The 6,558-nt window shown below is 57.2% G+C and carries 9 protein-coding genes; 4 read left to right on the forward strand and 5 right to left on the reverse strand.

The window, feature by feature from the left end; genetic code table 11:
* Window position 1: 1 nt before the first annotated feature.
* Both GOW40_RS20645 and GOW40_RS20650 read right to left on the reverse strand, forming a co-directional pair.
* On the reverse strand, window positions 2–484 hold the full coding sequence (locus GOW40_RS20645) for an SRPBCC domain-containing protein (RefSeq protein ID WP_171133724.1): 483 nt from the start codon (window positions 482–484) through the stop codon (window positions 2–4).
* Window positions 477–815, reverse strand: a complete 339-nt coding sequence (locus tag GOW40_RS20650; protein WP_171103727.1) for a helix-turn-helix transcriptional regulator — start codon at window positions 813–815, stop codon at window positions 477–479. Before GOW40_RS20650 ends, GOW40_RS20645 begins: the two co-directional genes overlap by 8 nt.
* Before the next feature lie 150 nt (window positions 816–965).
* On the opposite strand from GOW40_RS20650, the gene GOW40_RS20655 reads away from it, so the two are divergent.
* Window positions 966–1,454, forward strand: coding sequence for a hypothetical protein (locus GOW40_RS20655; RefSeq protein ID WP_171133726.1), 489 nt, complete (start codon window positions 966–968; stop codon window positions 1,452–1,454).
* Here the strand turns inward: GOW40_RS20655 and GOW40_RS20660 are convergent.
* The gene (locus tag GOW40_RS20660) at window positions 1,451–2,092 is read right to left on the reverse strand and encodes a ribonuclease T2 (RefSeq protein WP_171133727.1); all 642 of its coding nucleotides are present in this window, start codon (window positions 2,090–2,092) and stop codon (window positions 1,451–1,453) included. The two genes, GOW40_RS20655 and GOW40_RS20660, sit on opposite strands and share 4 nt — an antisense overlap.
* Window positions 2,093–2,222: 130 nt before the next feature.
* Between GOW40_RS20660 and GOW40_RS20665 the strand changes: the two genes are divergently transcribed.
* Both GOW40_RS20665 and GOW40_RS20670 read left to right on the forward strand, forming a co-directional pair.
* Entirely contained in the window at window positions 2,223–2,981 is a 759-nt protein-coding gene (locus GOW40_RS20665; RefSeq protein WP_171133728.1) for a DUF1013 domain-containing protein, read from the forward strand.
* 52 nt (window positions 2,982–3,033) lie between these two features.
* Window positions 3,034–3,423, forward strand: a complete 390-nt coding sequence (locus GOW40_RS20670) for a hypothetical protein (RefSeq protein ID WP_171103735.1) — start codon at window positions 3,034–3,036, stop codon at window positions 3,421–3,423.
* 38 nt (window positions 3,424–3,461) lie between these two features.
* Here GOW40_RS20670 and GOW40_RS20675 read toward each other — a convergent pair whose 3' ends face one another.
* Together GOW40_RS20675 and GOW40_RS20680 are read right to left on the reverse strand one after the other, a co-directional pair.
* Complete coding sequence (locus GOW40_RS20675) at window positions 3,462–4,493, reverse strand: permease (RefSeq protein WP_171133729.1); 1,032 nt, start codon at window positions 4,491–4,493, stop codon at window positions 3,462–3,464.
* Window positions 4,486–4,794 (reverse strand): helix-turn-helix transcriptional regulator, encoded by a 309-nt coding sequence (locus GOW40_RS20680; protein ID WP_171103739.1) that lies wholly within the window; start codon window positions 4,792–4,794, stop codon window positions 4,486–4,488. Before GOW40_RS20680 ends, GOW40_RS20675 begins: the two co-directional genes overlap by 8 nt.
* Window positions 4,795–4,921: 127 nt before the next feature.
* On the opposite strand from GOW40_RS20680, the gene GOW40_RS20685 reads away from it, so the two are divergent.
* Window positions 4,922–6,385, forward strand: coding sequence for a PLP-dependent aminotransferase family protein (locus GOW40_RS20685; protein WP_171133730.1), 1,464 nt, complete (start codon window positions 4,922–4,924; stop codon window positions 6,383–6,385).
* Window positions 6,386–6,558 lie beyond the last annotated feature (173 nt).

Below are 6,558 nucleotides of genomic sequence, written 5' to 3' on the forward strand. Positions count from 1 at the left end.
ATCATCCTTTCGCCAATACGACCTCCAGTTTCTCGAACGCCTGTTTCCAGCCACCTTCGCCGGCGCTGCCCGCGGGGACGCCACGATGCACCATGGTCATCTGCGTTCTGCCGTCTAATTCTCGCAAATCCACAATAACCTCGGTTATGTCCGGATGGCCTTCTGGCATTCCCATGTCTTTGGGCGACAGGATGTTTCCAGCCTCATCACACATGCTTTCGGTATAGACCAATCGAGACGGCTCGGTGATTTCCTTGTAGACGCCGGTAAACCACATCCTCATGGTTTTTTCCGGCGTTTTCATTTCCATGCAGATCTTTCGTACCCCACCGACACGCAAATCAATCTCTGCTGTTGGCACGGAGAACCCCATAGGGCCATACCACTTCTGGAACAGTGCAGGATCGGTCCACATCCGCCAGACCAGCGCCATGGGCGCTTGGAACTCGTGCACGATCCGCACCCATTTTTCAGAATCATCCATCTTTCAAATCCTTCATTTCGCTCAGTAATTTTTCCATGGCCTCAAAGCGAACTTCCCAGATGTGACGGTACTGGTCGGTCCAGTTTGCGATCGATTTCAGCGGGTCTGTATTCAACCGGCAAGGACGGAACTGCGCGTTGCGCGAGCGTTCGATCAAGCCCGCTCCTTCCAGCACACGCAAATGTTTTGAGATCGCTGGCATGCTGACGTCAAACGGCTCTGCCAGCTCTTTGACAGTCGCTTCCCCTTGGGCCAATCGCGCCAGCATCGCGCGTCTGGCGGGATGGGCAAGTGCCGCAAAGGCGAAGTCCAGTTTTTCGTCTTCAGTCATAGGCCCATTAATAAACCTGTTAGTTAATTAATCAATAGGTAAATTAAACCCGGTCAAGATGGCCAACGCACCAACTCCCGAATTTCCCTTTGGACTGAACAGCTTTGAAGATAGAAAGATCTTGTATCTTCTTTGCCCCGGAACAGTTTGATGACCCGCCTTCTCGCCCTCACCCTCGCCGCCTTCACCGCCACCTCTGCCCTTGCGCAGAACCTTGTCGACAAAGGCTTTGTCGAAGGCTGGAACATCATGATGGATCCCGCATTGGGCAATGGGTGCCTGATCCAGACGGTCTATCAGGATCTTTCGGTCGTACGGCTTGGCTATGATGCTTTGGACAATCGTGGATATTTCGCCGTCTACAACAAAGCCTGGGGCGCCATACAGCAGGGCGAGCGCTATCCGATCCGGTTTGAGCTGGACGGCAAAAGCTATGACGCAACAGCGATTGGGTTCAATGACCGGGACGTACCGGGCGCGACCGTGTTTTTTACAGACCGGGCGTTCGTGACGGCGATTGCGCAGAACAAGACGCTGACAGTGTTCAATCCCGAAGGTCAGACGGTGATGGCCATTGATCTAAAGGGAACCGCCAAAGCATTGGACTATGCGCGGGACTGTCAGAACAAGAAGCTTTAACGAATCGGGTCGAACAGCGCGTCTTTCGCCGTGCAGTCCCGGATCACGTCGCGGCCGCAGGGCACCGGATCAAGCGTGCGGGACAGGCATAGGCGCGCTTCGGCGATATAGCCCTGTTTGCAGGTGACCGTGATCATGTCACGCTCTAACCCGGGGTTGGCTTTCAGAAACGCCTCTTCCACTACAGATGCGGGCAGTTTGACGGCAGCATCCAGCTTGCGGAACACGTCTGGGCGGCTCACCTGATCGTAAGCTTCGCGCGACAGGGCGAAATAGTCAGGTGCGGAGAGGCCTGAACAGGTGCCGTGTTTCTTCCATTGATGCCAGGCCAAGCCCGCACTGCCCTGGATATCCTCCATCGCGCGAGTCATCGAGCGTGAGGGCGGTGCCTCGGGCGTGCGGCAATAAGAGGGCCAGCCTTGGTGAAACTGTGGCCAGAGCCCGTGCAAGATCCATCCGTGGTCATGACGTTCATCACATTGATCTGATCCGCGCGCATCACCTTCGCGCGCGCACCAGTTGGGTGACCAGCTGAGCGCGAGGACATAATAGTCAAACTCTCCGGCCTTTTCGCCCTCGGCCCAAGCGGAAATCGCGCCCAGCACCAACAAAACCAGCCCCAAAATTCCTTGGCGCATTCGCCTCTTTCCTTCTTAACCTGACGCGACTATATAAGCCCCAAGTTCCCCGACAACGGAAACCTGCCCCAAAGCCACGGGGCCGCCGAATTCCGGCGACGGGACAGATGTATGTATAGGAGACGGGCTGATGGCAAAACCCCTGATGGCCAAGGCAACCGCCGTATGGCTGGTGGATAACACCACGATCAGCTTCAAGCAGATCGCGGATTTCGTAGGAATGCACGAGTTGGAGGTGCAGGGCATCGCAGATGGCGATGTGGCTGCGGGCGTCAAAGGATTCGACCCGATTTCCAACAATCAGCTGACGCAGGAAGAGATTGACGCAGCGCAGAACAACCCGCTGCACAAGCTCAAGCTCAAATTCAACCCGTCGGCAGCGGGTGAGGAAAAACGCCGTGGTCCGCGTTATACGCCGCTGTCAAAGCGTCAGGACCGCCCGAACTCGATCCTGTGGCTGGTCAAGTTCCACCCCGAGCTGAGCGACGGTCAGATCGCCAAACTGGTCGGCACCACCAAGCCGACAATCCAGTCGATCCGCGAGCGCACCCACTGGAACATCACCAATATGCAACCGATCGATCCGGTTGCCTTGGGCCTGTGCAAACAGTCCGAGCTGGATACAGCCGTTCAGAAAGCCGCAGCCAAACAAGCGGCTGAAGGCAAGGTCATGAGTGATGATGAGCGCCGCAAGCTGGTGTCCACCGAACAGTCACTGGATATGGATGCAGCACCCAAGATCCCGTCGGCAATTGAAGGGCTGGAAACTTTCTCGTTGACCGATGAGCCAGCTGAGGAAAAAGAAGAAGAGGTTGTTGATGCGGACAGCTTCTTCAACCTGCCCAAAGGTGGCGAGACGGACGAAGAAGAAGACGAGTTTCGCCCCTGATCCTGGAACAGCCCCGGCCTGACAGGCCCGGGGCGCTTGCTTTGGGAATCCCATGCTGAACGTTTTGTCCGCAGTTTTCGGCCCGCATCGCGCAGTTTCGATCTATGCTTTCCTCAAGACCTGGGGGTTGGCTCTGGCCGGTGCCTTGGTCATGGTCGTTATTGTTTCGGTGATCGTTCTTGTGGGCGACGACGGAGAGCATGAGCACGAAGCGTTTCTAACCGTGCCGGTCCTGTCGGCAACGGCGATCAACGGTGATCTGCGGAACGGTGTGGTTGCGTCAGTCCGTCTGCCGGATGGGTCGGCTGTCTCGCTCACCTCAACAGATGCGCAGATCTCGCAGAGCGTGGGATCTGATGCCTGCGTTGAAAAACGCGTTTATGTTGAAAGCGGCGAGGCGCGGTATCGGCTGAAACTGCCACGGCTCTGCGGATCGAGTTGATCCTTGAAAACCGCCCGGAATTGCCCAGGCGGCTTTTTTTAAACCATCTGAAACACGATACCCGTAAGGATCGCACCGCCAACACCCAGAGCCAGATAGGTGGCAAAGACACGCGGCTTGACCAGCGACCAAACTGCCGCCATCGCGGGGATCGAGCTGACGGCACCCGCCACCATAAAGGCCATTGCGGCACCCGCGGTCATGCCCTGCTCTATCAAACCGGCCAGCAGCGGCGGAGCCACATAGGAATTCAGATAGGCCGGCATCCCCACAAGCGCAGCCACGACAATCGGGCCAACACCTTCTCCGCCAACGACGCGCGCGATCAGATCTGCCGGGACATAGCTGACCAGCAACGCCTCGAGCACATAAGCCAATGCCAGCCACTTGAGCAGAAACAGGCCGTTTTGGACGAACTCCGAGCGAAATCGCTGACGGCGGTCCGGGTCTTTCCAGAATGTCCAAACGGGTTTGTCGTCCAGCTTGGGGCCGCAACCGCAACATCCCGCCGGCTTGTAGTTCCGCAAAGGCTGCGCAAACGCCCCACCCCGCATCAGCGCCCGCACGGCAAACCCGCCAAACAGGCCCAGGGCCACCGCAGCGACGGCTTTGCCAATCGCAAACGGCCAGCCCAATGCGCCCGCTGTGATCAGCAGCGTTGGCGGATCGATCAAGGGTGAACTGAGCCAGAAGGCCATGACCGCCGATAGCGGTGCGCCAAGCGCCAAAAGGCCCGCGATAAAGGGAATGACTTCGCAGGAACAGAACGGCGCCAGCCCGCCAAACAACGCCGCCAAAAAGATCATTCGGGTCTCGCGCCCCTCAAAGGCGCGGGCCACCATGACCTCAGCACCCGTGGCTTTGAGGTAAGACAAAAGCAAAACGGCAAAAAGGATGTACTGACCCGTATGCGCCAGCGCCTTGGCCGCAAATGTCACGATTTCGGTCCAGTTGCCCGGATCCAACAGGGCAACCAGCAGCAGAATGGCAATGATCAGAGCCCATGGCGTTTTAAGCGCGTCGATAACGTTGCGCACCGAGGTTTTGGGGTTTTGTGTCAGCTCAGCCATCATTTGCGGCCTTTTCAATCTGGTCCGCGCAGCATTCGCTCAGAATGAACTGCGCCAGTTTCTGCAATTCGCCATAGCACGCACGGTTGATTGTCGTGCGTCCGATCTTTTCCTGCTCGACCACGCCACCCGCTGCCAGAAATCGCAGATGATGGGCCAGTGTTGACGGGGCTATGCCCGTGCGCGTCTGGATTTCACCAACGGTCAGCCCAGCCTCACCTGCGCGGACCAGCGTTTTCAGTACTTTCAATCGGGCCTCAGAGCCCATGGCCGAGAATCCCGCGGCAGCTTCTTCCCACATTGGATTTCCCTACATAACTAATTTTCTGGTTATATAGTTTGTTCGACGCCGGTGGTCAACCGATGGATTTCCTCAAAGGAGCTTAAGTCCAGATTGCCTCTGCCTTAAGTCCAACCTATAAGGAGGGATGGGAATTTCCGTGGACACCTTTTTCCTTGATCCCAACGGTCAGGGTACGTTGCAAGCACGCATTCAGCAGATGATTGCCGAAGGCATTTTATCGGGCCGCTTTCACACTGGTGAGAAATTGCCATCCTCACGCAAGCTGGCATCACATCTTGGGGTCAGCCGGATCACGGTCACGCTCGCCTATACCGAGCTATTGGCCAATGACTATCTGACCTCGCGCGGGCGGTCGGGCTACTACGTGTCGCAGAATGCTCCGGTGCCCCCGAAATACACCCCCCTCCAGCGCAGTGATGACACGGTCAACTGGGAAAGGTCGCTTGCGCGTCCGTTTTCAGGCGGAGATTTTCTGCGCAAGCCCAGCGACTGGCGCGACTTTCGATATCCGTTCATCTATGGGCAGACTGACCGGTCCCTGTTCGATCATGCCAATTGGCGTCTCTGCGCCGTGCGCGCATTGGGGCACAAGGATTTCGATTCGCTGACCGGAGATTACGTCGACCAAGATGATCCTCTGCTGGTCGAGTTCATTGCCCGGCACACCCTGCCACGGCGCGGGATTGCCGCGCGCCCCGAAGAAATCCTGATAACGCTGGGTGCCCAGAACGCCTTGTGGCTGGCGTCGCGGGTATTGCTGAAACCTGACCGGACCGCCGCGATTGAAGATCCGTGTTATTATTCGCTGCGCAATCTGCTGTCACATTCCGATTGTCGACTTGTGCCGATACGGGTGGATCAAGACGGGCTACCACCGCAGGACATCCCCGATCAGACTGATGTCATCTTTACCACGCCCAGCCACCAATGCCCCACCACGGCCACCATGCCCGTGGACCGGCGCAATGCCTTGCTGGATCGCGCTCGCGACCTGAACGCGATCATCGTCGAGGACGATTACGAGTTCGAAATGTCCTATCTGGGTGCGCCCTCGCCCGCGCTGAAATCGATGGATCGCGATGGGCGGGTTGTCTATGTGGGCAGCTTTTCCAAATCCCTGTTTCCGGGGTTGCGGCTTGGCTACATGGTCGGATCCGAAGCATTTATCCGCGAGGTGCGCGCCCTGCGCACCTTGGTTCTGCGTCATCCTCCCGGCCATGTTCAGCGCACCGCAGCCTATTTTCTATCACTGGGACATTACGACGCGCAGATCCGCCGGATGTCGAAAGCCCTGCACCAAAGACGCGACACAATCGAAGCGGCCATCCATCAGCATGGGCTGACCATCGCCGGGCATGGATATCACGGAGGATCGTCGATCTGGATGCAAGCGCCAAACGGGATAGACACCACGCGATTGGCCAAGGAATTAAGGGCGCGCAGCGTTCATATCGAGCCAGGAGAGCAATTCTTTTCCGGGTCTGACCGACCTCGGAATTACTACCGGCTTGGCTATTCCTCAATACCACCGGAACGCATCGCTCCGGGCATCGAACAAATTGCCCAAGCGATCCGAAGCAAAACCTAAGCTGGACATATCCGGACTGCACTTCTGGCCCTAACGCCTCAGGCACCCATACGCCAAAACCGCTGAGAAATACCGCGCCGAAAGGCCGTTTGCACCCTATTACTCCGGAGTTTGCCCGATGAAGATGACCACAGAAGAAGCGTTTGTGAAGGTTTTGCAGATGCACGGGATTG

Source organism: Ruegeria sp. HKCCA6707 (assembly GCF_013033515.1).
Taxonomy (GTDB): Bacteria; Pseudomonadota; Alphaproteobacteria; order Rhodobacterales; family Rhodobacteraceae; genus Ruegeria.